Source organism: Stenotrophomonas sp. PS02301, from assembly GCF_029959485.1.
In the GTDB taxonomy this organism is placed as follows: Bacteria; Pseudomonadota; Gammaproteobacteria; order Xanthomonadales; family Xanthomonadaceae; genus Stenotrophomonas; species Stenotrophomonas maltophilia_Z.
Window position 1 is genome coordinate 1 of the sequence record NZ_JASCOO010000012.1, and the last position, 26439, is coordinate 26439.

21 protein-coding genes are annotated in these 26439 nt (G+C 67.2%); 11 read left to right on the forward strand and 10 right to left on the reverse strand.

From position 1 onward, the window contains the following. The first annotated feature begins 194 nt into the window (after positions 1-194). Genes QMX81_RS05005 through QMX81_RS05015 form a run of 3 tightly spaced genes read left to right on the forward strand, consistent with a single transcriptional unit; the run spans position 195 to position 2857 of the window. Positions 195-1082 carry a carbon-nitrogen hydrolase gene (locus QMX81_RS05005; protein WP_121042130.1) on the forward strand — a complete coding sequence of 296 codons (888 nt, stop codon included), beginning with the start codon at positions 195-197 and terminating at the stop codon, positions 1080-1082. A 19-nt stretch (positions 1083-1101) separates the two neighbouring features. Continuing rightward, the gene (locus QMX81_RS05010; protein ID WP_121042128.1) at positions 1102-1632 is read left to right on the forward strand and encodes a GNAT family N-acetyltransferase; all 531 of its coding nucleotides are present in this window, start codon (positions 1102-1104) and stop codon (positions 1630-1632) included. 4 nt (positions 1633-1636) lie between these two features. Next, positions 1637-2857: a TraB/GumN family protein gene (locus tag QMX81_RS05015; RefSeq protein ID WP_121042125.1), complete on the forward strand. Its 1221-nt coding sequence runs from the start codon at positions 1637-1639 to the stop codon at positions 2855-2857. A 138-nt stretch (positions 2858-2995) separates the two neighbouring features. On the opposite strand, the gene QMX81_RS05020 is transcribed toward QMX81_RS05015, so the two are convergent. Genes QMX81_RS05020 through QMX81_RS05030 form a run of 3 tightly spaced genes read right to left on the reverse strand, consistent with a single transcriptional unit; the run spans position 2996 to position 10742 of the window. Then, entirely contained in the window at positions 2996-6094 is a 3099-nt protein-coding gene (locus QMX81_RS05020; protein ID WP_152151647.1) for an efflux RND transporter permease subunit, read from the reverse strand. Further along, entirely contained in the window at positions 6091-9600 is a 3510-nt protein-coding gene (locus QMX81_RS05025) for an efflux RND transporter permease subunit (protein ID WP_282259275.1), read from the reverse strand. Before QMX81_RS05025 ends, QMX81_RS05020 begins: the two co-directional genes overlap by 4 nt. Further along, positions 9597-10742, reverse strand: a complete 1146-nt coding sequence (locus QMX81_RS05030; RefSeq protein WP_121042120.1) for an efflux RND transporter periplasmic adaptor subunit — start codon at positions 10740-10742, stop codon at positions 9597-9599. Before QMX81_RS05030 ends, QMX81_RS05025 begins: the two co-directional genes overlap by 4 nt. A 204-nt stretch (positions 10743-10946) precedes the next feature. Between QMX81_RS05030 and QMX81_RS05035 the strand changes: the two genes are divergently transcribed. Both QMX81_RS05035 and QMX81_RS05040 read left to right on the forward strand, forming a co-directional pair. After that, positions 10947-11339, forward strand: coding sequence for a c-type cytochrome (locus QMX81_RS05035; RefSeq protein WP_282259280.1), 393 nt, complete (start codon positions 10947-10949; stop codon positions 11337-11339). 8 nt (positions 11340-11347) lie between these two features. Then, positions 11348-11809 carry a cytochrome c gene (locus tag QMX81_RS05040; RefSeq protein ID WP_019183110.1) on the forward strand — a complete coding sequence of 154 codons (462 nt, stop codon included), beginning with the start codon at positions 11348-11350 and terminating at the stop codon, positions 11807-11809. A 45-nt stretch (positions 11810-11854) separates the two neighbouring features. On the opposite strand, the gene QMX81_RS05045 is transcribed toward QMX81_RS05040, so the two are convergent. Further along, positions 11855-13738 (reverse strand): ATP-binding cassette domain-containing protein, encoded by a 1884-nt coding sequence (locus QMX81_RS05045; protein WP_282259283.1) that lies wholly within the window; start codon positions 13736-13738, stop codon positions 11855-11857. Between the two features lie 35 nt (positions 13739-13773). Continuing rightward, positions 13774-14670 carry a LysR family transcriptional regulator gene (locus QMX81_RS05050; protein WP_282259285.1) on the reverse strand — a complete coding sequence of 299 codons (897 nt, stop codon included), beginning with the start codon at positions 14668-14670 and terminating at the stop codon, positions 13774-13776. 104 nt (positions 14671-14774) lie between these two features. Here QMX81_RS05050 and QMX81_RS05055 point away from each other — a divergent pair, with 104 nt between their 5' ends. Next, entirely contained in the window at positions 14775-15851 is a 1077-nt protein-coding gene (locus tag QMX81_RS05055; RefSeq protein WP_282259287.1) for a YeiH family protein, read from the forward strand. Between the two features lie 33 nt (positions 15852-15884). Then, entirely contained in the window at positions 15885-17267 is a 1383-nt protein-coding gene (gene dbpA / locus QMX81_RS05060) for an ATP-dependent RNA helicase DbpA (protein WP_259260417.1), read from the forward strand. 104 nt (positions 17268-17371) lie between these two features. Here the strand turns inward: dbpA and QMX81_RS05065 are convergent, their stop codons facing one another. The 4 genes from QMX81_RS05065 to QMX81_RS05080 all read right to left on the reverse strand — a co-directional run bounded on the left by QMX81_RS05065 (position 17372) and on the right by QMX81_RS05080 (position 20617). Next, positions 17372-17908, reverse strand: a complete 537-nt coding sequence (locus tag QMX81_RS05065) for an adenine phosphoribosyltransferase (RefSeq protein WP_121042110.1) — start codon at positions 17906-17908, stop codon at positions 17372-17374. Between the two features lie 42 nt (positions 17909-17950). Continuing rightward, complete coding sequence (locus QMX81_RS05070) at positions 17951-19516, reverse strand: protein adenylyltransferase SelO (RefSeq protein WP_282259295.1); 1566 nt, start codon at positions 19514-19516, stop codon at positions 17951-17953. Between the two features lie 37 nt (positions 19517-19553). Beyond that, positions 19554-20246, reverse strand: coding sequence for a glutathione S-transferase (locus QMX81_RS05075; RefSeq protein ID WP_282259297.1), 693 nt, complete (start codon positions 20244-20246; stop codon positions 19554-19556). Between the two features lie 161 nt (positions 20247-20407). After that, positions 20408-20617, reverse strand: coding sequence for a cold-shock protein (locus QMX81_RS05080; protein ID WP_017356920.1), 210 nt, complete (start codon positions 20615-20617; stop codon positions 20408-20410). Positions 20618-20918: 301 nt separating this feature from the next. On the opposite strand from QMX81_RS05080, the gene QMX81_RS05085 reads away from it, so the two are divergent. Then, positions 20919-21386, forward strand: coding sequence for a YaiI/YqxD family protein (locus QMX81_RS05085; RefSeq protein WP_282259301.1), 468 nt, complete (start codon positions 20919-20921; stop codon positions 21384-21386). 168 nt (positions 21387-21554) lie between these two features. Here the strand turns inward: QMX81_RS05085 and QMX81_RS05090 are convergent, their stop codons facing one another. Then, positions 21555-22439: a pseudouridine synthase gene (locus tag QMX81_RS05090; protein ID WP_282259303.1), complete on the reverse strand. Its 885-nt coding sequence runs from the start codon at positions 22437-22439 to the stop codon at positions 21555-21557. A 41-nt stretch (positions 22440-22480) separates the two neighbouring features. Here QMX81_RS05090 and QMX81_RS05095 point away from each other — a divergent pair, with 41 nt between their 5' ends. The 3 genes from QMX81_RS05095 to QMX81_RS05105 all read left to right on the forward strand — a co-directional run bounded on the left by QMX81_RS05095 (position 22481) and on the right by QMX81_RS05105 (position 26375). Next, positions 22481-23032, forward strand: a complete 552-nt coding sequence (locus QMX81_RS05095; RefSeq protein WP_121042100.1) for a YaeQ family protein — start codon at positions 22481-22483, stop codon at positions 23030-23032. Then, positions 23029-24213, forward strand: a complete 1185-nt coding sequence (locus tag QMX81_RS05100; RefSeq protein WP_282259308.1) for an NAD(P)/FAD-dependent oxidoreductase — start codon at positions 23029-23031, stop codon at positions 24211-24213. The genes QMX81_RS05095 and QMX81_RS05100 overlap by 4 nt, the downstream gene beginning before the upstream one ends. A gap of 92 nt (positions 24214-24305) precedes the next feature. After that, complete coding sequence (locus QMX81_RS05105) at positions 24306-26375, forward strand: EAL domain-containing protein (RefSeq protein WP_282259310.1); 2070 nt, start codon at positions 24306-24308, stop codon at positions 26373-26375. Positions 26376-26439 lie beyond the last annotated feature (64 nt).

The following is a 26439-nucleotide window of genomic DNA, read 5'->3' on the forward strand; positions in this document are numbered from 1 at the left end:
CGACCGCCGGCCGGGCGCCAGGGATGGCGCCCACGAGCCCCCAGGGATGGGTTTACGGCGCGTCCCGCCCCTCCGCACCCGCCAGCCCAGCCGCCGCAGCCCGCAAACCACGCGGCTGCCCATTTAGCAGCCAGCACGCTGCGTGCACCCATCCGCGATAAACTGCGTTTTTCCCCTTGCAGGACCGTCTCCGGATGAGCTCACGCCACACCCTTTCCGTCGCCCTGATCCAGGAGCGCAACCACGGCGATGCCGAGGCCAATCTGGCCGTCATCGAAGCGCGCGTGGCTGAAGCGGCCGCGCAGGGTGCCAAGCTGATCCTGCTGCAGGAACTGCACAACGGTGCGTACTTCTGCCAGCACGAGTCGGTGGATGAATTCGATCTGGCCGAGCCGATCCCGGGCCCGAGCACGGAGCGCCTGGGCGCGCTGGCCAAGAAGCATGGCGTGGTGATCGTCGGCTCGCTGTTCGAGCGTCGCGCTGCCGGGCTGTACCACAACACCGCGGTCGTCTTCGAGAAAGACGGCACCCTGCTCGGCAAGTACCGCAAGATGCACATCCCGGATGATCCGGGCTTCTATGAGAAGTTCTACTTCACCCCGGGCGATCTGGGCTTCACCCCGATCGACACCTCGGTGGGTCGCCTCGGCGTGCTCGTGTGCTGGGACCAGTGGTATCCGGAAGCGGCGCGCCTGATGGCGCTGGCCGGCGCGGAGCTGCTGCTCTACCCCACCGCGATCGGCTGGGACCCGGACGACCAGCGCGACGAACAGGGCCGCCAGCGCGATGCGTGGGTGCTCAGTCACCGCGGCCATGCCGTGGCCAACGGCGTGCCGGTGTTGAGCTGCAACCGCGTCGGCCATGAAGCCTCGCCGATGGGTGCCTCGGGCATCCAGTTCTGGGGCAACAGCCACGTGCTGGGCCCGCAGGGCGAGTTCATCGCCGAAGCCGGTGGCGAGCCGACCGTGCTGGTCTGCGATGTGGACCTGCAGCGCAGCGAACACGTCCGCCGGATCTGGCCGTTCCTGCGTGACCGCCGCATCGATGCGTACGGCGATCTGCTCAAGCGCTACATCGACTGACCGACCAGGACACCCCACCGTGACCGTGCACCTGCGCGACGCCACCGATGCCGATATCGCGGCCATCACCGCGATCTATGCGGTGGAAGTGACCGACTTCGTCAACACCTACGAGTACGAGATCCCGGAGGCGGCGGAAATGCGCCGCCGCATGCAGGACATCGTCGGCCGCGGCTTTCCATACATCGTGGCCGAGGTCGATGGCCAGGTGGCCGGCTATGCCTACGCCAATACCTACCGCGGCCGGATCGCCTATCAGTGGACCGTGGAGAACTCGGTCTATGTGGATGCGGCGTTCCAGGGCCGTGGTGTCGGCACCGCACTGATGCAGGGGCTGATCGATGCCTGCGTCGCGCGCGGTTACCGGCAGATGGTGGCCGTGATCGGCGAGCCCACCAACACCGCCTCCATCAAACTGCACGAGCGTTTCGGTTTCCATACCGTCGGCGTTTTCCGCGGCCTCGGCCGCAAGCATGGCCGCTGGCTGGATACCGTCCAGATGCAGCGCGCGCTCGGCGATGGTGCCGACAGCGCCCCTTCGAATGAATGATGCAATGACCGATACCCTGATTGACGCCGGCGACACGTTGTTCGCCGGCCAGCCCGTCCGCATCGTCGAACGCGATGGCGTGCGCTACACCCTGCTGGGCACCGCGCACGTCTCGCAGGCCAGCGTGGAAGCGGTGGAACGTGCGATCGAAAGTGGCCGCTTCGATGCGGTCGCGGTCGAACTGGACGCGCAGCGCCTGCAGGCACTGACCGACCCGGATGCGCTGGCCAAGCTCGACCTGGTCGAGGTGATCCGCAAGGGCCGCGTCGCCCTGTTCGCGGCCAACCTGGCCTTGGCCGCCTACCAGCGCCGCCTGGCCGAACAGCTCGAGATCGAGCCGGGTGCCGAGCTCAAGCGCGCGGTTACCCTGGCCAACGAGCGCAACCTGCCCGTGCATCTGATCGACCGCGAGGTCGGGCTGACCTTCCGGCGTGCCTCGCAGCGCCTGGGCTTCTTCGGCAAGATCAAGCTGGTGATGGGCCTGGGCGCTGGCCTGTTCGCGTCCGAGGAAGTCGGCGAAGACGAGATCGAGAAGCTCAAGCAGGGCGACATGCTCGAGGCCAGCTTCGGCGAGTTCGCCAGCGAGAGCCCTGCCCTGTACGAAACCATCATCGGCGAGCGCGACCGCTACATGGCCACGCGCCTGCGCGAAGTGCATGATCCGGCCCAGCGCGAAGTGCTGGCCGTGGTCGGTGCCGGTCATCTGGCCGGCCTGGCCAAGTACCTGGAAACCGACACCGACGCGCCGGGCCCGCTGCGCGAGTCGCTGGAAGACGTGCCGAAGAAGCGCAACATTCCGTGGATCACGCTGGCGATCCTGGCCATCGTGCTGACCGGTATCGGCGTGGGCTTCTATCGCGGTGGCCTGGGTGTCGGCAGCGAACTGCTGGCGGTCTGGGCGATGTACACCGGCGGCCTGGCCGGCCTGGGCTGCCTGTTGGCCGGCAGCCATCCGCTGAGCATCCTGACCGCGATCGTGGTGGCCCCGTTCAAGCCGTTCCGGCTGAGCATCCCGACCGGAGCGTTCTCGGCCCTGGTGGAAGCGCGCCTGCGCAAGCCGGCCTACGAGGATTTCCTGAAGCTGCGCGACGATGCGCAGAGCGTCAAGGGCTGGTACCGCAACCGGGTGACCCGCGTGGTGCTGACCTTCATGCTGACCAACCTGGGCAGCATGCTCGGGTTGTGGCTGACCGGGTTCCAGGTGTGGGGCAAGGTCGCGGGGTGATTCCCGCGCCGGCTGTGAGTCGAAAGGCCACGCAATGCGTGGCCTTTTTTGTGCGCGAATGTGGGAGTCGCGGGTAGTGCATGCGTGGATGCGGTCTGCGAAAAAAAGGAGGCCCGCCCAACGGGCCTCCATGCACCCTCAAACCGATTCTGCGCCCGGTTCGACCACCGGAGCATCCACGCCGCGGCCACGCGCGCGCCGGATGATCCGCGACACCGCGGTGCTCATGTCATCGAGCATCGCGTAGATGGTCGGCAGGAACAGCAGGCTCACCACCGTGGAGAACGCCAGGCCGCCGGCGATGGCGCGGGCCATCGGGTAGTACGGCGGCCCATTGCCGAGCAGCTGGGTGTCGGTCATGGAGATCGGGATCATCGCCAGGATCGCGGTGCCCATCGTCATCATGATCGGGCGCAGGCGCTCGCGTGAGCCTTCCACCAGCGCCTGGGTCCGGCCCATGCCACGGCGGCGCAGGTTGTTGATGTGCTCGATCATCACGATGCCGTTGTTCACCACCACCCCCATCAACACCAGGATGCCGATGAAGGACATGATCCCGAAGGAGGTGCCGGTGATCCAGAACAGCCAGAACACGCCGAAGATCGAGAACAGCACGCCGCTCATGATCGCCGCCGGGAACAGCAGCGACTCGAACACGGCGGCCATCACCACGTAGATCATCACCAGCGCGATCACCAGATTGAACATCATCTGCGACATCGCCTGGTCGTCGTCGCCGTAATCCCCGCCGTCGAAGCTGAAGGTGTAGCCGGCCGGGAAGCTCATCGGCTTGAGCGTTTCTTCCATCGCCTTGCGGCCGTCCGGCACCGTCACCTTCTCGGCCAGGTTGGCCTTGATGGTCAGCGTGGTCTGACGGTTGGTGCGGCCGATCTGGGTGGCCGACGGCTTGATTGCCACATCGACCAGGCTCAGCAAGGGCACCGAGCGGCCGTCGCCAGTGCGCACCGTGTAGCTGGCCAGGTCCTCCGGGCTGCTCTGCTCGGCACCGGCGAAGCGCACCCATACCGGCACTTCGCTGTCACCGCGGCGGAACTCGCGCAGCGGCGCGCCACGCAGGGCCAGGCCGACGAAACTGGCGACCTGCTCGGCGTTGAAGCCGAAGGCTGCCGCGCGCTCGCGGTCCACATGGATGGACAACTCGCTGCCCTTTTCGCCGTTGTCGATGCGCACGTCGCGCAGCTCCTTGCGCTGGGCCAGCAGCGGCACCACTTCCTCGCCGATCTCCTGCAGCATCTTGGTCGAGTCGCCGACCAGCTGCACCTGCACCTGGTTATTGCCGCTTCCGCCATTGCCCTCGCCCGAATTACCGACCACGTAATCGGCACGCGCCGAGCGAGGCAGCCCCTTTCGCAGTGCTTCCTGCACGGCCGGCATGTTCTTCGCGTGCGCGGTGTCGAACGTCACGATCGTGCTGCTGCCTTCCTGCTCGCTGTACCAGGAATACACCTGGGTGATATGCAGCGCCTGCCGGTTGTCGTCCAGGTAGCGTTCGACGCGCGCCACTTCCTCAGACATCTGCCCGAAGGTATAGGCGCCCTTCCAGTTGTACCCGATGAACACCTCATGGCCCCCCTCGCCACCGAACATGTCGATCTTGGTCAGCTTCATCGGCACCAGACTGATCAGGATCACCATCGCGATGCCGAACACGCTCCAACCGCGGTGCTCCAGGGTCCACTGCAGCAGTGTGGCGTAGCGGCGCTGCAGGCGTGCGATCACGCCGCTGTCCGAATGCACCAGTTTGGGCGTCTGCATGCGCGCGGACAGCATCGGGATCAGACTCACCGCGACCAGCCAGGAGGCCAGCAGCGAGACCGAGATCGTGATGGCGATCTGCGACATGAAGATGCTGATGTTGTTGGTCTCGCCGAACAGGTTCGGCACGAACACGATGCAGTGGCAGAGCGTGCCGGCGCTCAGCGCGATGGCCACGTTGCGGGTGCCGATGATCGAGGCCAGCCGCGGCTGGTCGGGCATGCGCTCGCGTTCCTGGTAGATGCTCTCCACCACCACCACGGCGTTGTCCACCAGCATGCCGACCGCCAGCAGCAGGCCCATCATGGTCAGGATGTTGAGGGTGACGCCGGCGAAATACATGAAGCCCAGCGTGATCACGAAACAGATCGGGATCGCCAGGGTCACCATCAGCGTGGACGGCCAATGGCGCAGGAAGAAGAACAGCACCGTGATCGACAGCAGCAGGCCGACCGCACCCGCCTCGGCCAGCTCCAGCAGCGAAGACGTCACCATCTTGCCCTGGTTGTCGATCACCTTGATCTGCACATCGCGCATCGAGGGCTGCGTGCGGATCGCCTCCACTTCGGCCAGCGCGGCACGCGACACCTCCACCAGGTTGGCGCTGCGCTCCTTGTAGATATCCAGGCCGACGGCCGGGTTGCCGTCCAGGCGCCGCCCGTAGTTCATGCGGGTGGGCTTGAGCCGGATCTCGGCGATATCGCCCAGGCGCAGGCCCTTGTTGTCGATCACCAGATCGCGCAGTTCCTGCAGGTCGGTGATCTCGCCTACCGGCTGGATGCGTACGCGCTGGCCGTTGTCGTCGATCTGCCCGGCCGAGATCGAGAAGTTCAGGGTGCGCAGTCGGTCGCTGAGCTCGTTGATGCTCAGGTTGTGCGCGGTCAACCGGTCCGGGCTGATCGCGATCTCGACCTCGTTCGGCGGGGCACCGGAGATGTTGACCCGCGCCACGCCCGGAATGCGCTCGATCCGCCGCTTGAACTCGCGGTCGAGCATGTCGTAGGCGCCGGTCAGGTCGGTGGCACTGGCCAGGCGCACCTTCAGCACCGGGTCGTCGCTGCTGGACCACTTGAACACGTTGTAGCGCTGCAGGTCGTCGGGCAGATCGCTGCGGATCGCATCGATGCGCTCGCGGGCGTCCGAAGCCGCGATGGCGATGTCGCGGTCCCAGTCGGTGAACTCGATGAAGATGCTGGCGCCTTCGGACGTGGCCGAGGAGCGCATGCGCTTGATCCCGGTCATCGTTGCCAGCGCTTCTTCGGTCGGCCGGATGATGTTGCGCTCGACCTCCTCCGGGGTGGAACCGGTATACGGCACCTGCACGAACAGGAACGGCGCGGAGATGTCCGGCAGCGCTTCCAGCGGCAGCCGGAACGAGGCGATCAGGCCCACCACCGCCAACGACACAAAACACATGATCGTGGTGATGGGCCGGCGGATGGAGAACTCGGCAATGCTCATGCCGGCTCCTGTGCGGTGTCATGGCCGGCATCGGCCAGCGGCGTCTTGAGGTGGCGGCCACGCTCGCGGTAGTAGGCGTCTCCACGACGATCCAGCAGGTCGTACACTACCGGGATCACCACCAGGGTCAGCAGGGTGGAGACCAGCAGGCCACCGATCACGGTGATCGCCATCGGCGCACGCACTTCCGCGCCCTCGCCCATCGCCACCGCCAGCGGCAGGAAGCCGAACAGCGTGCACAACGTGGTCATGATGATCGGCCGCAGGCGGGAACGCGCGCCCTCCACCAGTGCCTCGCGCTTGGGCACACCGGCCTCGCGCAGCTGGTTGACCTTGTCGATCAGGATGATCGCGTTCTTGGTTACCAGGCCCACCAGCAGGATCAAGCCGATGAACACCACCACCGAGATCGGCTTGCCGGTCAGCATCAGCGCCAGGATCGCGCCGACCAGCGCCAGCGGGATGGTGAACAGGATGACGAACGGGTGCAGCAGCGACTCGAACTGCGAGGCCATCACCAGATACACCAGGAAGATCGCCAGGCCGAAGGCGAAGATCAGCGAGCGTGCCGAGTCGGCCAGCTCCTCACCCTGGCCGCCGATATGCATGCCCACACCCGCACCCAGCGGCTGCTTGGCGACCATGTCCTGCACTTCGCGCACGGCGCCGCCCAGGTCGATGTCGCGCAGGTTGGCAGAGACCACCGCCACGCGGGTCTGGTCGGCGCGATGGATCTCGCTGGGGCCGTTGGTGGCGACCACCTCGGCCACCGAATCCAGCGTCACCGGCCGGTTGCTGCCCGGATTGACGATCAGCCGGCGGATGCTGTCCACGCTGGCCCGGTCACCTTCCTGGGCACGCACCAGCACGTCGATCTTGCGGTCGCGGAAGCTGTAGCGCGTGGCCACGTCACCGCGCACCTTCTTGACCACCACATCGGCAATCTGCCGCGTGGTCAGGCCCAAGGCACCGGCGCGCTCCTGGTCGAAGCGGATCTGGATCTCCGGGAAGCCCTCTTCCACCGTGGATTTGACGTCAGCATAGTGCGGGTTGTTGCGCAGCATCGCGGCCAGCGCCTTGCCGGCCGTCTCCAGCGTGGCCATGTCCTGGCCACGCAGTTCCACTTCCAGCGGGGTGAAGAAGCTGAAGAGCGCCGGGCGGGCGAAATCGACCTGCACGCCAGGGTGCTGCTGCATCGATTCACGCAGACGCTCGGTGATCGCCGCTTCGGTGCGCGCGTTGCCGCCGCCGGCCATGACCACCGTCAGCTTGCCGATGTTCTCGCCACTCTCGGTCGGGCTGGCATCCAGGCGGGTGCCGCTGCCACTGACCCCATACAGCGAGGCGATGCTGTCATCCTTGGCATGGGCCAGCTGCATCTCGCGGACCAGCGCATCGGTCTGCTTCAGCGGTGTACCGGCCGGCAGCTTGGCGGTCATTTCGAAGCGGTCCTGGGCCAGCTGCGGGATCAGATCCGCACCCAGCATCGGCACCAGCGCCATCGTGCCGACGAAGGCCAGCGCGGCCAGACCGAGCACCTTGCCCGGGTGATGCAGCGCGCCCGGCAGCAGCTTCAAGTAACCGCGCTCGGCACCGGCGTACGGCTTCATCGCCACATCGCTGGCCTTGCGCATCACCGGGCCGACCACGGCCACCAGGCCGCGCCAGACGCGGATCACCGACCAGGCCATCCCGAAGCAGATCCAGCGCACCAGCGTGCCCACGCCACGACGGCTGCCGGCGACCGGCTTCAGCCAGCGGCTGTCCGGCTGCCACGGTTGATGCGTGGGTTCTTCCGGGAAGGCCAGCGGTGGGCGGCCCTTGAGCGAGCTCAGCATCGGGATCAGGGTCATCGAGACCAGCAGCGAGATCGCGATCGCGATCGCCACGGTCAGCGCCTGGTCGCGGAACAGCTGGCCGGCGATACCGTCCACGAACACCAGCGGCAGGAACACCGCAATGGTCGTCAGGGTCGAGGCGACCACGGCCATGCTCACTTCGCGGGTGCCGACGATGGCGGCCTGCAGGATGCTCAGGCCCCGCTCGCGCGCCTTGGCGATGCTCTCCAGCACCACGATCGAGTCATCCACCACCAGGCCGGTGGCCAGCGCCAGACCGCCCAGCGACATCACGTTCAAGCTCAGGCCGAGCTGGCCCATGAAGAAGAACGTGGTGATGATCGAGACCGGCAGGGACAGGCTGATCACGAACGTGCTCCAGCCATCGCGCAGGAACAGGAAGATGATCAGGATGGCGAGGATGCCGCCGATCACGGCGTCTTTCTTGACGTCGCTGATGGCGTGTTCGATGAAGCGCGACTGGTCTTCGATCGTGGTCAGCTCGGCATCGCCGGGCACCTGGCCCTTGATCTGCTCCAGGCGCGCACGCAGCGCTTCAGCGGTCGAGACCGTGTTGGCATCGCCCTCCTTGTAGATCGCCAGCTCGACCGCTTCCTTGCCGCCCAGGCGGATGATCGCTTCGCGTTCCTTGTAACCCTGGCGCACGGTGGCGACATCCTTGAGCCGCACCGGCACGCCGTTGGCGATGTTGGTGGAACTGCTGCTGGATGCGCTCTGCGCGGCCGAGGCGGCGGCCACGGCGGCATCCGAGCCGGTCGAGGCGGCGATGGCGAACATCTGCTGCATCGCTGCATCGGCCGCGCTGCCGTTGCTGCTCTGGGTGGTCACCAGCAGGTTGCGGATATCCTCCAGATCGGCGAACTGGTTGACGGTACGCACCAGGTAACGCTGCGAGCCTTCCTCCAGGCGACCGCCGGAGATGTTGATGTTCTCTTCCTTGAGCCGCTTGATGACGGTGTCGATCGGCAGGTTGAGCTGGGCCAGCTTCTGCTGGTCGATGTCGACCTGGATCTCATCCTCCAGACCGCCGCCGACCTTCACCGCCGCCACGCCGGTAACCGGCTCCAGCTTCTTCTTGAGGTCTTCATCGGCGTAGCGGCGCAGCTCGGTGAGCTGGCGCACGGCCTCGGCATCGCTGGATGGATCGGTCTTCGCCGAGATCACCAGACGCATGATCGGCTCGGTGGACGGATTGAAGCGCAGCAGCACCGGGGACTTGGCCTCCAGCGGCAGGTTCAGCGCTTCCATCTTGTCGCGCACCTCCAGGCTGGCCTGGTCCATGTTGGTGCCCCAGGCGAACTCGAGCACCACATCGCTCTGCCCGGTGCGCGAGATCGATTTGAGCTTGCGCAGGTTCTTGACCACGCCGACGGCTTCTTCGACCGGCTCGGTGATCAGCGTTTCGATTTCCGCCGGCGCTGCACCGGTGTATTCGGTGCGTACGGTCAGGGTCGGGTAGCTCAGGTCGGGCAGCAGATTGACCTTGAGGTTGCCCAGCGCGATGAAGCCGAACAGCATCAGCGTGACGGTGAACATCGCGATGGTGACGCGGCGGCGGGTGGCGAACTCCACCAGGCCGCCGCCGTGGGCACCGGAGCGATCGCCCTGGTGCGGATCGTTGCCGTGGTCGTTGCCGGCCGCTGTCATTGACGGCTCTCCGCCTTGGCCGGCGCCGGCGTGGCCGCAGCGGTGGCGGCCGGCTTGGTGCCGATCACCTGCACCGCGGTGCCATCACGCAGCGCCACCTTGCCGGCGGTGACCACCTGATCACCGGCGGCCAGGCCTTCGCGGATTTCCACCCACGGCCCTTCGGCATAGCCGAGCTTGACCGGCACGCGCGCCGCCTTGCCCTCGCGCACGCGGAATACCGCCGGTTCACCGTCGTCCAGCAGCGCCAGGCGCGGCACCACCAACGCGTCGGCGCGCTGGTCGTAGTCGATGCGGATGCGGCCGAACATGCCCGGCTGCAGGCCTTCAGCATCTTCGCCGAAGCCGCTGACCACGCGGAACGTACCACTGCCTGCATCGACCACCGGCGAGATGCGGTCCACCGTGCCCGGGAAGGTCTTGCCCGGCAGCGCGTCGGCGATCAGCGTCACCGGCTGGCCCGGGCGCAGCGTGGCCAGCTCGCGCTCGGGCACATTGAGTGTGGCTTCCAGGCGCGAGGTGTCGACGATGCGGAAGATCGGCGTGTTGATCTGCACGAAGTTGCCGGTCTTGATCGAGCGCGAGGCGATCACGCCCGAGATCGGCGCGATCACCGTGGTGTAGGACAGTTCCAGCGTGGCCAGCCGGTACTGCGCGCGCGCGTTGTCGAGGTCGTACTTGATCTGGTCGACATCGGCGGCGCTGACCATCTGCTGGCCGACCAGCTTGTGGGCGCGCTGGTAGTTGTTCTCCAGCTTGCGCATCTGCGCTTCGCTCTGGGCAACGGCCAGGCGCGCACGGTCCGGATCCAGCCGCACCAGCGGCTGACCGGCACGTACCTGCTGCCCTTCTTCGACCAGAACGACCAGCGCGACGCCGGAGGTCTTGGCGACCACCTGCGACTCGCCCCGCGGTTCCAGTGCGGCCGTGCCGGTGTAGCTGGCGGCGACGGCGCGACGGCTGGCGGCGACGGCTTCGACCGGTACCGCATCGACCTTCTTCTCGGCCTTGCCGTCCTTTTCAGCAGCGTTGGCTTCGGCGGGGCCGGCGCCACCGCAGCCGCTCAGCAGCAGGGTGGAAGTGATCAGCAGTGCAGCGGCACAGCGTCCGGTGCGGCCGAGCAGGAAAGAATGTCGCGACATCGTCGTGTCCCTAAGGATGCGTGGGCAGGTGTGGTAGCAAAGTAATGCACCACGTCACGACCACACCATATCCCAAAGGTCATGGTGACCTGCGGCGATGGCTTCCGGGGGCCGGTTTCAGCTAGATGAAATGGCAGGCTATACTCGGCCCAGTTCCGTACCCCACGCCGGAACGACCAGACCCGTTTATCGGAAAAGGACATCATGCGCCCGCAGCCGCTCGCCGCTTGTCTCGTTCTGGCCGTCCTCCTGCCCCTCGGGGCCGCCGCACAGGCCGCAACACCCGCTCCTGCTGTACCTGCCACCCCCGCTCCGGCCGCCACCGCGCCGGCGCCTGCCGCCGTCACCGGCCGGTTCGACAATGGCCGGGTCCTGGCCTACACGTGCCAGGGGTGCCACGGCATCACCGGGTACAAGAACGCCTACCCCAGCTACAAAGTGCCCAAGATCGGCGGGCAGACCCATGAGTACCTCAGCCAGGCGCTGACCGAGTACCGCCACGGCAAGCGCAAGCATCCGACGATGCAGGCGCAGTCGATGAGTTTCAGCGAACAGGAGATCGCCGATCTCGCTGTTTACCTGTCCACCGTCAAATAAGCGCGCTCATGTCGAAAGCCACGCCACTCCAGCGTTATGCCATCGCCCTGTCCGTTGCCCTGCTGATGACTGCGTGTTCGCAGTCACAGGTGGAGAACAGCGCAGATTCCGCCGCCGATCCGGGCCACGCCAGTGGTGAACACGGGTCCGGCTCCTCCGCTGGCCTGCCGGCCGGCCGCATCGCCGCCGGTGAGGCGCGTGCCCAGGTCAAGGGCAAAGCCACCGGCCAGAGCTGCATCGACTGCCACGGGGCGGACGGCAACAAGCCGATCGACCCGACCTACCCGAAACTGGGTGGGCAGTACGGGGATTACCTGGCGCACAGCCTGCAGGCCTACCGCGCGGGGGATCGCCAGCACGCGCTGATGACCCCGCAGGCGACCGACCTGAGTGATCAGGACATCGCCGATCTGGCTGCATATTTCGGCTCACGACCGACCCAGCTGCGGGATCTGCACGGCTTGAAGTGACGACGGTGGAGCCGACCAACGGTCGGCTCTACATTGATCGCCGGATCAGGCGTCCAGCTCTTCCCAGCGCGCGTACGCGGCATCCAGCTCGGCCTGCACCTTGGCGAGCTTCGCATTGTGCGCGGCCATGTCGGGCGCGCTGCGCTGATAGAACGCCGGGTCGTTCATCGCGGCGGTGAGGCCTTCGACGTCCTTCTCCAGCGTTTCGATCTTCAGCGGCAGCTGTTCCAGTTCGCGCGCGTCCTTGTAGCTCAGCTTGCGCTTGGGCTCGGCCGGCGCGGCAGCGGCAGCAGCCGCAGCAACCGGCTTGGCCGCCACCACCGGTGCGGACGCAGCCGCGGCGGCCACGCGTGCGGCGTGGCGCTGCCAATCGGTATAGCCGCCAACGTACTCGCCGACCACGCCGTCGCCCTCCATCACCATCGTGGAGGTCACCACGTTGTCCAGGAAGTCACGGTCATGGCTGACCAGCAGCAACGTGCCGGTGTAGTCGCTCAGCAGCTCTTCGAGCAGCTCGAGGGTTTCCACGTCCAGATCGTTGGTCGGTTCATCCATCACCAGCAGGTTGGACGGCTGCGCGAACAGCTTGGCCAGCAGCAGGCGGTTGCGCTCACCACCGGACAACCGGGTGATCGGCGCGCGGGCGCGCTCGGGCGAGAACAGGAAGTCCTGCAGGTAGGCATGCACGTGCTTGCGCTTGCCGTTGAACTCGATGAAATCGCGGCCCTCGGCCACGTTTTCGATCGCGGTCCAGTCTTCGCGCAGCACCGCACGGTACTGGTCGAAATACGCGATCTGCAGGTTGGTACCGGCACGCACTTCGCCGCTCTGCGGCTGCAGGTCGCCCAGCAGCAGCTTGAGCAGCGTGGTCTTGCCGCTGCCGTTCGGCCCGATCAGGCCGATGCGGTCGCCGCGCAGGATGACGGTGCTGAAATCCTTGACCATCACGCGCTCGCCGAAGGCGAACGAGATGTCCTTGACGTCGATGACCTTCTTGCCGGAGTTCTCCGCCTGCGCCGCTTCCATGCGCACGTTGCCGCCGAGTTCGCGGCGCTGCGAGCGATCGTTGCGCATCGCCTTGAGGCGGCGCACACGGCCTTCGTCGCGGGTGCGGCGGGCCTTGATGCCCTGGCGGATCCAGATTTCTTCCTGCGCGAGCAGTTTGTCGAAGCGCGCGTTTTCCTGCGCCTGCGCGTTCATGCGCTCTTCGCGGCGACGTTCGTAGTTGGCCCAGTCGCCCGGCCAGCTGGTGACCTGGCCGCGGTCGATCTCGACGATGCGGGTGGCCAGTGCACGCAGGAAGCGACGGTCATGGGTGACGAACACCACGCTGCCGTTCCAGTTCTTGAGGAACATTTCGAGCCAGTCAATGGCTTCGATGTCCAGGTGGTTGGTCGGTTCGTCGAGCAGCAGCAGATCCGGCGAGGACACCAGCGCGCGGCCGAGCAGCACACGGCGCTTCATGCCGCCGGACAGGCGCGCGAATTCGGCATCGCCGTCCAGGTCGAGCTTGGTCAGGGTCTCGCTGACGCGCTGATCCAGGCCCCAGCCGTTGGCGGCATCGATCTTGGCCTGCACGGCCGAGAGCGCATCGCCGTCGAAATCGTCGGCCATGCTCAGGTGGTGGAACTCGGCCAGCCACTGGCCCAGTTCGCCCAGACCATCGGCGACCACGTCGAACACGCTGCCGGCGGCACCGTGCGGAACCTCCTGTTCCAGGCGGGTGATGCGCACCCCCTGCTGCACGCGGACTTCGCCGTCATCGGGCTTGTGATCGCCGGACAGCAGTTTGAGCAGGGTCGATTTGCCGGCGCCGTTGCGCCCGATCAGGGCGATACGCTCGCCCGGCTCGATCGACAATTCGGCTTTTTCCAGCAACAGGGGGCCGCCGACGCTGAAGTCGACGTTTTGCAGAGTAATCAGAGGCATCCGACCATTGTACGGTCTGGCGGCAACCGCGTCGCTTACTCCTGACCGAACGCGTCCGCAGGCAGCCCCAGCAGCGCCCACAGCGCCGCGGGCACCCGCTTGCCCGGATGGCGTACCACCCACAGCTGGCGCGACATCGGCGGCACCGGCGTTTCCACGACGCTCAAGCTGCCCAGCGCGAGCAGATCGGCCACCGCATGCCGCGACAGGCACGCCAGGCCAAGCCCGGCCGCAGCGGCCTGTTTGATCGCCTCGGTACTGCCCATCTGCATGGCGCGGGCAAAGTGATGCAGGTGCGGCAGCAGCGCCTGCTCGACCGCCTCGCGGGTGCCCGAACCCGGCTCACGCAGCAGCCAGCGGGCCTGCGCCAGCGCCGCGACATCCATGCTCGTGGGCGTCGTGCCCGGCGCGGCCACGATGACCAGATCATCGCGCTGCCACGGCAGCACCTGCAGGCCGCTTTCATGGCACGGGCCTTCAATCAGGCCCAGATCGACCTCCAGGCGCTGTACGGCCGCGACCACATCTGCGCTGTTGCCGATCCGCAGGTCCACCTGCGCCTGCGGGTTATCGGCCAGCAGCGCGGCGACGCGGGATGGCAGCAGGTAGTTGCCGATCGTGGTGCTGGCCCCGAGCCGCAGCAGCAGAGGCAAGACGCCGGCATTGGACTGCCCTGCGCCGGCCAGCCGCTCCAGATCGGCGGCGGTGACCAGCAGCGCGCGGGCCGGATCCAGCAGCGCCCGTCCCTGCGGGTTGAGCACCAGCCGGCGCCCGATCCGGTCGAACAGTGGGCTGGCCAGCTGGCTCTCCAGTTCATTGAGCGCGGCGCTGGTGGCCGACTGCGACGACGCCAGCTGCGCGCCCGCCGCAGCCGTGGTGCCGGCGTCGGCAATGGAGACGAAAACCTGCCATTGGCGAAGGGTGAGGTGCATGCCGCCAATTAACGCACTAAACAGGTCGAAATTACAGAAACAATGCGTTTTACAGGTTCATCAGCAACGCGCAGGCTATGCCGGTGCTTTGACTGGAGACCGTTGTGAACACCTCTGCCGCCGCCCTGCCTTCACCCACCACCGCGCAGCGCTGGCGCGGCCGCCTGCCCGGGCTGCTGCTGACCGGCGCCGTTGCGGCTGCGGCCATGGGCCTGGCGCCGCTGCCGTGGCTGCAGGCGCACGGCATCAGCGCGCTGACCCTGGCCATCGTGCTCGGCATCGCCGTGGGCAACACTGCCTACCCGCGGCTGGCGGCGCATGCCGGTGCCGGGGTCGGCTTTTCCAAGCATTGGCTGCTGCGGGCAGGCATCGTGCTGTACGGCCTGCGCCTGACCTTCCAGGATATCGGCCAGGTCGGTATCAGCGGGGTGCTGGTCGATGCGCTGGTGCTGACCAGCACGTTCGCGCTGGCCTGGTGGGCCGGCACGCGGTGGTTCGGGCTCGAGAAGGAAAGTGCCCTGCTGATCGGCGCGGGCAGCTCGATCTGCGGGGCGGCGGCGGTGATGGCAGCCGAGCCGGTGGTGCGCGGGCGCGCCGAACAGGTGACCGTGGCCGTGTCCACCGTGGTGGTGTTCGGCACGCTCGCGATGCTCCTGTACCCGCTGCTGTACCAGCTCAACCTCGCGCACGGGTGGATCCCGATGTCCGCGCAGGCCTACGGCGTGTTCACCGGCTCGACCGTGCACGAAGTCGCCCAGGTGGTCGCCGCCGGCCGCGCCGTGAGCACAGCTGCGGCCGACACCGCCGTGATCGCCAAGATGGTGCGGGTGATGATGCTGGCGCCGTTCCTGATCGGGCTGTCGATGCTGCTGGCACGCGGCGGCGCGACGGCCGCGTCCGGCCAACGCGCCAGGATCGTGGTGCCCTGGTTCGCGTTCGGCTTCGTCGCGGTGGCCGGGTTCAATTCGCTGCAGGTGCTGCCGGCGGCCATCGTCAGCGCGGCGATCGATCTGGACACCGTGCTGCTGGCGATGGCGATGGCCGCGCTCGGTCTGACCACGCATGCCTCGGCGCTGCGCAGGGCCGGGATGAAGCCGCTGCTGCTGGCGCTGCTGCTGTTCGGCTGGCTGTTGGCGGGTGGGTTGGGGATCAACCTGGGCGTGCACGCGCTGCTGGGCTGAGGCACGCCGGGCGGACTTCTGCGACACTACCGCATGTCTGAATTCTCCTCCCTGCCGCTGAAACCAGCGCTGCTGCCCGGCATCGATGCCATGGGCTATACCTCGCTCACCCCCGTGCAGGCCCAGAGCCTGCCGGCCATCCTCGAGCGCCGCGATGTCATCGCACAGGCCCCGACCGGCAGCGGCAAGACCGCCGCCTTCGGCCTGGGCCTGCTGCAGGCGCTGGACCCATCGGTGACCCGCGCCCAGGCGCTGGTGCTGTGCCCGACCCGTGAGCTGGCCGACCAGGTCGGCAAGCAGATCCGCAAGCTGGCCACCGGCATTCCGAACCTGAAGCTGCTGGTGCTGACCGGCGGCATGCCGCTGGGCCCGCAGCTGGCCTCGCTGGAAGCGCACGATCCGCAGGTCGTGGTCGGCACCCCCGGGCGCATCCAGGAACTGGGCCGCAAGCGCGTGCTGCATCTGGGCGGCGTGACCACGCTGGTGCTGGATGAAGCCGACCGCATGCTCGACATGGGCTTTGAAGAGCCGATCCGCGAGATCGCCGGACGCACCAGCAAGGACCGCCAGACGCTGCTGTTCTCGGCGACCTTCCCGGATGAGATCCGCGAGATCGCCCGCGTGCTGCTGCGCGACCCGGTGGAAGTGACCGTGGAAGGCGCCGATCACGCGCCCGCGATCCGCCACCTGTTCTGCGAGACCGAGCTGGCACTGAAGCAGAAGGCGCTGGCCGGCCTGCTGCTCAAGTACACGCCGGAATCGGCCGTGGTGTTCTGCAACACCCGCCGCGATGTCGACGATGTCGCCATTTCGCTGCAGCAGTTCGGGTTCTCTGCGCTGCCGCTGCACGGCGAGATGGAACAGCGCGACCGCGACGAAGTGCTGGTGCGCTTCGCCAACCGCAGCTGCAACGTGCTGGTTGCCAGCGACGTCGCCGCGCGTGGCTTGGATGTGCAGGATCTGGCCGCGGTGATCAATTACGAGCTGCCGACCGATATCGAAACCTATGAGCATCGCGTTGGCCGCACCGGCCGCGCCGGTGCAACGGGCCTGGCCATCAGCCTGGTGACGCACCGCGAGCGCAACCGCGCCGATGCGCTGGAAATGGCACAGGGCAAGCCGCTGGACTGGCAGAAGACGCCGCTGGCCACCGCACGCCCGCCGGTGCTGCCGCAGGCCGCGATGACCACGCTGCGCATCGATGGCGGCAAGACCGACAAGCTGCGCCCGGGCGACATCCTCGGCGCACTGACCGGCGATGCCGGGCTGGCGGCCAAGTACATCGGCAAGATCGACATCTACGCCACGCGCTCGTACGTGGCCATTGCGCGCGAACATGCCGGCCGGGCGATCGCCCAGCTGGAGGCCGGCAAGATCAAGGGCCGCCGGTTCCGCGTCCGCAAGATGGATGTCTGAGCGGTAGAGCCGACCGTTGGTCGGCTGCACGTTCCTCGAGGCGTTCGAGGTGCCGGCCAGCGGCCGGCACTACCGGTGCCGTCACGCCCGCGCGGCTTCCCGGATCAATAGACCAGGTTGGCCAGCAGCGGGACGTCACTCGTCCAGCGGTCGCGGCCACCGAGGCCGGCCAGTTCCACCAGCACGGCCGCACCGACCACCTCGACCTGCAGCTGGCGGGCCAGCGACAACGCCGCCAGCAGGGTACCGCCCGTGGCGAGCACATCATCGATCACCAGCACGCGTGCGCCGGCCGGCAAGGCATCGGCGTGCACTTCGATGCTGTCGGTGCGGTATTCCAGGGTGTAATCCTGGCGCAGCACCTTGCCCGGCAGCTTGCCCGGCTTGCGCACCGGCACGAAGCCCACGCCCAGCACCCGCGCCATGGCCGCGCCGAGGATGAAGCCGCGCGACTCGATCCCCATCACTGCCTGCAGGTTGGCATCGCGCCAGGGCGCAACCATCGCATCGATGGCGGCCGCGAAATCCGGGCCGTCGGCGAGCAGCGGCATGATGTCCTTGAACAGGATGCCCGGCTTGGGGAAATCGGCGATGTCGCGCAGGCGGCCGGCCCAGGCGGGCGTGGCGGAAGACTCGGTCATGGGTCTGGGAACGAACGGGGTGGCATAGGGTAACCGAGGCGCTTACGAGCTGCAGGACAGCATCGAGCAGCCGGCCTTCACGCGCGCCCACTCGGGCCGCTTGGCCGCGAAGTGTTCGCGCCCCGGCTGCCTTTCATACGGCCGCCGCAGCACCTCCAGCAGCGTATGCAAGCCGCTGAGGTCGCCCTGCTCCGCCTGCTCGATCGCCTCCTGCGCCAGCCAGTTGCGCAGCACGTAGCGCGGGTTGGCGCGGCCCATCTGCTGCTGACGCGCCTGTGCACTCAGGCCATCGCCGCGCAGGCGCGCCGCGTACTGCTGCAGCCATGCCTGCAGCGACGGCAGCACCGCGTCGCGACGGGCCGGGCTGTAGAACGCCTCCTCCAGCACCACCACGGAAGGCGATGCAGGATCGAGCGCCATCAGCCCACGGAAGGCCAGGGTCATGTCCATCTCGCCCTCGTGCAGGATCTCCAGCCAGGCGGCCATCAACGCCACATCCTCATCGCGGCAGCTATCCAGGCCCAGCTTCGCGGCGATGTCGGCGCGCTCGCAGTCCGCATGCACCTGCTGGAAACGCGCCAGCCCGTCATGCAGCGGGGTGACATCCTCGAACAGCGGCGCCAACGCCTGCGCCAGCCGGGTGAGATTCCAGTACGCCACCTGCGGCTGCGTGCCGAAACGATAGCGTCGGCCCTGCGCGTCGGTGGTGTTGGGGGTCCACTCGGGATCGTAATCCTCGACCCAGCCATACGGGCCGTAATCGATGGTGAGCCCGAGGATGGAGAGGTTGTCGGTGTTCATCACGCCGTGCACGAAACCCACGCGCATCCAATGCGCGACAAGCACCGCGGTGCGCTCGCAGATGTCGGCAAACCAGCGCGCATGGCGCGCCTCGCCCGCCTCTGCCAGCGCAGGAAAATCGCGCGCGATGCAGACATCGGCCAACTGCCGCAGCAACGTCGTGTCACCGCGCGAGGCCGGCAGTTCGAAGCTGCCAAAGCGGATGAACGACGGCGCGACGCGACACACGATCGCGCCGGGTTCGGCTTCAGGGTGACCGTCGTAGAACATGTCGCGCACGACGGCATCGCCGGTGCCGACCAGACTCAGCGCGCGCGTGGTCGGCACGCCGAGGTGATGCATCGCTTCACTGCACAGGAACTCGCGGATGGACGAGCGCAGCACCGCACGCCCGTCGGCGCCCCGCGAGTACGGTGTGCGCCCGGCGCCCTTCAACTGCAGCTCCCAGTGCGCACCGTCCGGGGTGAGCAGCTCGCCCAGCGAGATCGCACGGCCATCGCCGAGCTGCCCCGCCCAATGGCCGAACTGATGGCCACCATAGTTGGCCGCCCACGGTGCCATCCCGGCATACAGCGCATTGCCGCCGAACACCCGTGCGAAATCCTCGCTCTCGATCAGGTCCTCGCCCATGCCCAGCAGCGTGGCCACCTCCGGCGAGTACGCCAGCAGCTGTGGCGCGGCGACCGGCGTCGGCATGACCGACGACCACACAGCCTCGCGCACCTCGCGCACGCGCGGGCCGGTTTCCGGGTCGCCGGGCAGGTCACGGATGAAACGGTTGTCGAAACGCAGGGGCCGGGTGCTCATCGGTATGAAATGGGGGCAGACCGGCTGCCCCGCAAGTTCAGCGCGAACCGCCGCCGAGGTTCAACGGACCGCCGCGCTCCACCGCACGTTGGTAGGCCGGGCGCTGCTCGATCCGGGCCAGGTATGCCTGCAGCCGTGGGTAGGAGGCCATGTCGCCACCGCGCGCGGCGGCGGCCTGGATCGGGAAGCTCATCTGGATATCGGCGGCGGTGAAGCGCTCACCGGCGAACCACGGCGACTGGCCGAGCTCGCGTTCCATCCAGTCCATGTGCAGCTTCACCTGCGGACGCACGAAGCCGTTGAGCGCCTTGTCGGCGATGGAGCGCGCGATCGGCTTGGCGAAGAACGGCATCGGCGCATTGCGCAGCCGCGAAAACACCAGCGTCATCACCAGCGGCGGCATCGCCGAGCCTTCGGCGTAGTGCATCCAGTAGCGGTAACGCACGCGTTCGGGGGCCTGGGCCGGCATCGGCTCGGGGGAGAGCTGGCGGCCGCTGTCGTAGCGGTCGGCGAGGTATTCCAGGATCGCGCCGGATTCGGCCAGCACCAGCGCGTCGTCCTGCAGCACCGGCGACTTGCCCAGCGGGTGCACGTCGCGCAGCGCCTGCGGTGCCAGCCAGGTCTTCGGATCGCGCTGGTAGTTGACGACCTGGTACGGCAGGCCCAGTTCTTCGAGCATCCACAACACGCGCAGCGAGCGCGAGTGGTCCAGATGGTGCACCTTGATCATCGAGGGTTCCGCAGGGTCAAAGCGGCATCGTAACCGGGCGACGGGAACGATGCCGTCTTCAACGGGATCTGCGTCGACGATGGCCGAATGCCGCCCAATAAAAAACGCCGGAAGCTTTCGCTTCCGGCGTTTTAGGCGACCTTACGGTTGCGGGGGGTCGATTAGACCGCCTGCACCTGGTCAGCCTGCATACCCTTCTGGCCCTGCACGGCGACGAAAGTCACCTTCTGGCCTTCCTGCAGCGACTTGAAGCCGGTGCCCTGGATCGCGCGGAAATGCACGAAGAGGTCCGGGCCGCTTTCCGGGGTGATGAAGCCGAAGCCCTTGGCGTCGTTGAACCACTTCACGGTGCCCTGCTGACGATCAGACATGTACTAACTCCTGAAACAATAGTTGAAATAATCGCGGCCGCCGCGTATCGGAGCCGAGACTGAGTTGCAGGCGTTGGTAAAGCGGATCGATGAGCAGATCGTGAGATCAACTGCACCAGGCCACGATTCACGGTGACCCTAGCAAACACAGTGTGGGTGACGATACTCGTGTTTTACCGAAAAAGCGATAGCTGGTTGATTCAGCCATCCTCCCCCTCCCGCCTGACAGGACAAGGGGTCGGGCGATCCTACACGAAATCGCACCCCCTATTCAGATTTTTCCTACCTTAAGATCAGCCAAATGACTGATGCCCCGACCCCTAAAGTTCACATCTGGGTGGACGCCGACGCTTGTCCGGCCGTCATCAAGGAGATCCTGTTCCGTGCCGCAGAGCGTGCCGGGATCGAGATGACCCTGGTCGCCAACCACTGGCTGCGGACCCCTCCGTCCCGTTTCATCCGCTCCATCCAGGTTCCGCCGGGCCTGGATGTGGCCGACAGCGTGATCGTGGAACGGGTCCAGCCGGGCGATCTGGTCGTCACGCAGGACATCCCGCTGGCGGCCCTGGTGTTGGACAAAAAGGCCGTCGCATTGAACCCGCGCGGCGACCTGTACACCCCCAACAACATGGCCGAGCGGCTGTCGATGCGCAATTTCATGGAGGAACTGCGCGGCTCGGGCGTTCAGACAGGCGGCCCTCCGCCGCTGCATGCGCGCGACAAGCAGGCCTTTGCCGCGCAACTGGACCGTTGGCTGGCCAAACGTTAAGGCTGATGAACCGTCAGCACCCTGATGAACCGCTGGCCGGCTGAGGGTTCGGTGTGGAAAGGGTCCGGCATGGCTGAGGGGCCGGTGTCGGTAGAGCCGGCCGCTGGCCGGCTCCTCCGTCGCATCTGGTGACCACCACAGATCCCGGCAGCCGGCCAGCGGCCGGCCCTACAGGTGAAGCGACACCCCGCTGGCGAACGTGCGCCGCTCCCCGGTCAACGGGTCATCGAACGCCAATTCCTTGGCCAGCAGCTGCAGCGGCACGTCCGCCGGCGCATCCGCGTGCAGCTCCGGGTACAGGTCGTCCCCCAGGATCGGGGCGCCCAGCGCGGCCATGTGCACGCGCAGCTGGTGCTTGCGGCCGGTCACCGGGTGCAGTCGGTAGCGCCAGACCGGTCCGGTGCCGTCGATCACCTCGATGCGGGTCCGCGCATTGGGCTCGCCGGGCTCCTCGGCCATGCGGAAGAACGGCTCTCCCGGGACCAAGCGGGTCTGCCGCTCTAATGGGAACGGCAGTTCGGGCAGTCCCGGCGCCAGCGCTTCGTACACCTTCTCGATGCGCCGCTCGCGGAACAGGCGCTGGTAGGCATCGCGGCTGTCTGGCCGGGTGGAGAACAGCACCAGCCCGGCGGTCAGCCGGTCCAGGCGGTGCAGCGGCACCAGATCCCGGTTGCCGGTGCGCGCCACCAGCCGGGCCAGCAGCGTCTCGCGCACGTAGCCGCCGGCAGGGGTGACCGGCAGGAAGTGCGGCTTGTCGGCCACCAGCAGGTGCGCGTCCTGGTGGACGATGGCCTCGGCGAAAGGAATCGCCGGCTCATCGGCCACCTCGCGGAAATACACGATCTCCAGCCCCACCTGCCAGGCCTGATCCGGCGCGAGCGCCCTGCCCTGCGCGTCCTGCACCCGCCCCCGGGCGAAGCGGCCTGCCCACTGCGCGCGGTCGATGCGCGGAAAGCGCGCGCACAGCCCGTCCAGCAGGCTCGGCCAGTCGCCGGGGGGCAACTGCAGGCGGCTGGGTGCGGGGGCAACGAGGATCGGATCGGACGGGCTCATGGCGAACCATTATCATGGCGCTCTTTGTTTCAGGTATCCCCATGGCCCTCACCGCCACCATCCGCAAGGCCGAACTGCAGATCAGCGACATGGATCGCGGCTATTACGCCAGCCATACGCTGACGCTGGCCCAGCACCCGTCCGAGACCGATGACCGCCTGATGGTGCGCCTGCTCACCTTCGCGCTGAACGCCGATGACCGGCTGGAGTTCGGCCGCGGCCTGAGCGTGGACGACGAGCCGGACCTGTGGCGCCGCGATTACACCGGCGACATCGAGCTGTGGATCGAACTGGGCCAGCCCGACGATTCGCGCCTGCGCAAGGCCGCCGGCCGCGCGCGTGCGGTGCAGCTGGTCACTTACGGCGGCCGCGCCGCCGACATCTGGTGGGACCGCAACGCCTCCGCGCTGAAGAAGCTGTCCACGCTGGAGGTCATGGACCTGCCGGGCGAGTTCGTCACCGAATGGGGCGCGCAGATCGAACGCACGATGCAGTGGGACGTGCAGATCCAGGACGGCGAAGTGCAGTTGACGTCCGACAAGGCGCAGCTCAGCGTCATCCCCACCTGGCGCAAGCAGAAGCCGCAGGCGTGAGTGTGATCCGCTGTGATGTGCTGGTCATCGGGGCCGGCGCTGCCGGGCTGATGTGTGCGATGACCGCAGGCAAACGCGGGCGCCTGGTGCAGGTGATCGACCATGCCAACAAGGTTGGCAAGAAGATCCTGATGTCCGGCGGCGGGCGCTGCAACTTCACCAACACCGGCACCACGGCGGCCAATTTCCTGTCGGCCAATCCGCACTTCTGCAAATCCGCGCTGGCCCGTTACACGCCATACCATTTCATCGAGATGGTGGAGCGGCACGGCATCGCGTATCACGAAAAAGAGCTGGGCCAGCTGTTCTGCGATATCTCCTCCAAGCAGATCGTGAAGATGCTGGTGGACGAATGCCTGGCCGCCGGCGTGCAGATCCGCACCGACTGCGGCGTGCAGAAGGTGGAGCGCGGCGCGGACGGCTTCCACGTGCACACCACGCAAGGGCATTTCCATGCCGCCTCGCTGGTGGTGGCCACGGGTGGCCTGTCGATCCCGAGCATGGGCGCGACCGGCGTCGGCTATGAGCTGGCCCGCCAGTTCGGTCATGAGGTCCTGCCGACCCGCGCCGGGCTGGTGCCGCTGACCCTGAGTGGCAAGCATCAGGAGCGCCTCAACGACCTCTCCGGCGTGGCCCTGCCGATCGAAGCGCGCTGCAACGGCACCGAGTTCCGCAACTCCATGCTGATCACCCACCGCGGCATCAGCGGCCCGGCGATCCTGCAGATCTCCTCGTACTGGCAGCCGGGCGACGAGCTGCGGCTGGACCTGCTGCCGGGCCAGGACGCGCTGGAGTGGCTGCGCCGGATGAAGGCCGAACGCGGTGCCGCCGAACTGCGCACGGTGCTCTCGGAGGTGTTGCCGCGCCGGCTGGCGCTGCGCCTGTGCGAGCACTGGCTGCCGGACCGGCTGGTGCGCCAGATCGACGAGCCACAGCTGCGCGAGGCGGCCGAGCTGCTGCAGAATTTCCCGCTGGTGGCCAGTGGCACCGAGGGGTACCGTACCGCCGAAGTGACGCTGGGCGGGGTCGACACCCGCAAGGTGTCCTCCAGTACGTTTGAATCGCACGTGGTTCCCGGCCTGCACTTCATTGGGGAGGTGCTGGACGTGACCGGCTGGCTGGGGGGCTACAACTTCCAGTGGGCCTGGGCCTGTGGCCATGCCGCGGGCAGCGTGGCCTGAGCCGGAACCAGCGTGCCATGATCGGCTACCGTTTGCCGCATGGACGTAGTCACACGCATCGTGTATCAAGTTTGCAGTCCGGGGAGTAGTGAATGCAGAACGCGAATGACATGACGGTCCGCCTGCTGATCGTGGACGACAGCGGCGAGAACGCCGAGACCATCGTCAGCACGCTGCGCAACAGCGGCATCGCGGTGCGCCCGACGCGCCCGCAGCACAGTGAGGAACTGGCCCAGGCACTGGGTACCCAGCCGATCGACCTGGTGCTGGTCGCCGCAGCGCAGAGCATCCCGCTGCTGCAGGTGACCCAGCAGATCGCGGCCAGCGGCAAGGACATCCCGATGATCCTGCTGGCCGAATCGATCAACGAAACCGAGTGGGTCGAGGCCGGGGCCAATGGCATCCGCGCCATCGCCCTGCGCCACCGCCCCGAGCACCTGCTGGCGGTAGTGCGCAACGAATGGACCGATCTGCACGCGCGCCGCGGGCTGCGCCGGATCGAGGCGCAGATGCGCGAGACCGAGCGCCGCTGCGATGCGCTGATCTCGTCCTCGCGCGACCCGATCGCCTACATCCACGAAGGCATGCACATCCGGGCCAACGAGGCCTACCTGGAGATGTTCGGCTACGAGAACTTCGACGATGTGGAAGGCATCTCGCTGCTGGACATGGTCGCCCCCCAGCACGTGGACGGTTTCAAGCAGCTGCTCAAATCCATGAGCAAGGGCGATGCGCCGCCGCCGCAGTACCAGGTGGATGCGCGCAACCAGGACGGCGCCGTGTTCGCCGCGACCATGGAGTTCACCCAGGCCAGCTACGAGGGCGAATCCTGCCTGCAGGTGGTGTTCCGCCGGCGCATGGAGTTCGATCCGGAACTGGCGCGCGAGGTGGAGGACCTGCGCCAGCGCGACCAGGTCACCGGCCTGCTCAACCGCCCGACCTTCATGTTGCACGTCGAGCATGCGGTGGCCCAGGCCGGCCGCAGCGAGGGCCAGTTCGGCCTGCTGCTGATCGAGCCGGACCATTACGCGCGCCTGCTGCCGGAGATCGGGCTGGACTCGGCCGATGCGCTGATCGGCGCCCTCGCCCGCGTGCTGGCCCAATCGGTTGGCGACACCGCACAGGTGGCCCGCTTCGGCGAGCACAGCTTTGCCGTACTGACCGAGGCCCCCTACGCGCAGACCGTCGCCCTGGCCGACCATATCCGTGAGGCCTTCGCCGCGCAGGTGTTCAGCATCGGCGAGCGCTCGGCCACCGTGACCGTCAGCGTGGGCGGTGTGCAGGTGGGCGAGAAGATTGCGAGCATCGGTCAGGTGCTGGCGCGCGCGACCGAGTGCACCCAGGCCGCCCTGGAACTGGGTAACACCACCCGCGTGTTCGATCCGGCCGCGGTGGATCGCGTGGAAGAAGAGCGCATCCAGCACTGGGTGGCACGCATCCGCCAGGCCTTGGCCGGCGATGGCTTCCAGCTGCATTACCAGCCGGTGCTCAGCCTGCAGGGCGAGGCACTGGAGTTGTACGAGGCCTACCTGCGCCTGGACCACAACGGCGAGCTGCTCAGCCCGAACGCGTTCCTGGGCATCGCCGAGGACCATGGCCTGCTGGCCGACATCAACCGCTGGGTGGTCACCCACGCGATCGGCATGCTCGCGGCGCGCAAGCGCGAGGGCCATGTGACCCACCTGATGGTGAAGATCACCCCGGAGTCGTTCAACGACCCGCAGATGATCGCCACGCTCCGGCGCGAACTGGAGGCGCAAGGCGTGCCGGGCGAACAACTGTGGCTGCACGCGCCGGAGGCCAAGGTGTTCACCCACCTGCGCAATGCCCAGCAGTTCCTGGCCGCGGTCGCCCCGTTGGGCTGCCGGATCGGCCTGGAGCAGTTCGGCTCAGGACTGGATTCGTTCCAGCTGCTGGCGCACTTCCAGCCGCAGTTCCTCAAGCTGGACCGCGACTTCACCTCCGACTTCGCCCGTACGCGCGAGCACAGCGAGAAGATCAGCGAGATCACCGCGCGTGCGCAGGCCGCCAACATCCGGACCATCGCCGAATTCGTCGCCGATGCCAACTCGATGAGCCTGCTCTTCAGTGCCGGCGTGGATTACGTGCAGGGTGAGTTCGTCGGCCCGGCCGGCCCGGTGATGAATTTCGATTTCAGTTGACGGGATGCGTCACGACCCACGGTCGTGACCTGCCGTCTCCTGCGCATCAGGAGCCGCACCGCCC